Genomic DNA, 1,478 nt, shown 5'->3' on the forward strand with positions numbered 1-1,478 from the left:
TACGTCTGGGGCGCCACCGGCCCCTCGTCCTTCGACTGCTCCGGACTGGTCCAGTGGGCCTACCGCCGGGCCGGGGTGGCGCTGCCACGCACCTCGCAGGCCCAGCGCGGCGCCGGACAACGCGTGCCGCTCGGCCGGGCCCGCCCCGGCGACCTCGTCGTCTACCGGGCGGACGCCAGCCATATCGCCGTCTACGTCGGCAACGGCCGGGTGGTGCACGCCCCGCACCCGGGGTCGCGGGTGCGCTACGACCGGGTCGGCATGATGCCCGTCTCGGCCGTCACCCGGCCCTGAGCACGGGCGGCACCCGCCCGGACCCCACCGTTTTTGCCGCCCCGCGCCCGCCCGTACGATCGGCCGCATGGCAGGTCGGCCAGGGCGGCGGTCACGGGCCGGGACGGCGGTATGCGCCGTCCCGCTGCTCGTCGTGTCCGCGGGCTGCGCGGCGCCCGCCGACCCGCCGCCCGAGGACCGCGCCGGGATCCAGCGGATGCTCGACGCCAGGGCCCGCGCCGTCCGCGACCACGACACCGCCGCCTTCCTGGACACCGTCGACCCGCGGCAGCCGGGGTTGCGCGCCGAGCAGCGCCGGGTGTTCGGCGACCTGACGGCCCTGCCGCTCGCGGACTGGCGCTACGAACTGCTCTCCACCGGTGCGTTCGAACTGCCGGCCGGCGGCACCGGCGAACGCCTCGCCGCGAAGGTCCGCACCGGCCACCGGCTGGCCGGCTACGACACGGTCCCCGACACCTCCGTCCAGTACCTCACCCTCACCCGCCGCGCCGGGCGCTGGCGGATCAGCGCCGACACCGACGGCCCCGCCGGCCCCCGGGCGCTGTGGGACCAGGGCCCCGTCCGTACCGTCCGCGGCCGGCACGTCCTGGTCCTGGGCGGCGCGGCGGACCCGAAGCGGCTGCGTGACCTGGCCGACCGGGTGGACGCGGCGGTTCCCGAGGTGTCGTCGGCCTGGAAGGGGAAATGGCCGGGGAAGGTCGTGGTCGAGGCCCCGGACTCGGTCACCGGCATGGCGTCGCTGCTGGGCGGCGACGCGTCCGCCTACACCGGGATCGCGGCGGTGACGACCGGCGCCGCCGACGGCGCGGCGCGGGCGTCGGCGGACCGGGTGATCGTCAATCCGGCGGCCTACGCGGAGCTGAACGAACTGGGTCGTTCGGTGGTGCTCGCCCACGAGATCACCCATGTCGCCACCCGGAAGGCCACCACGGGCGCCACCCCCCTCTGGCTCTCCGAGGGCTTCGCGGACTGGGTCGCCTACCGGGGGCGGGACCGGGCCGCCGGCACCGCGGCCCCCGAACTCGCCCGCGCGGTCTCGGCCGGGCGCACACCCCGCCAGCTCCCGGAGGACGAGGACTTCGGCTTCACCGGCGGCGCCGAACGGCTGGCCACGGCGTACGAGGGCAGCTGGCTGGCCTGCCGGATGATCGCCGACACCTGGGGGGAGGCCAAGCTGCGGGCGC

Annotated in this window: 2 protein-coding genes; both read left to right on the plus strand. The window is 77.1% G+C overall.

Going from position 1 to position 1,478, the window contains the following annotated elements:
- Positions 1-294: C40 family peptidase (locus AC51EU_RS30460; RefSeq protein WP_496270321.1), on the plus strand; the 294-nt coding region annotated here is incomplete at its 5' end.
- Positions 295-361: 67 nt separating this feature from the next.
- Positions 362-1,478 (plus strand): hypothetical protein (locus AC51EU_RS30465; RefSeq protein WP_496270322.1); only part of this gene is annotated, 1,117 nt, incomplete at its 3' end.

Source organism: Candidatus Streptomyces philanthi, from assembly GCF_059553635.1.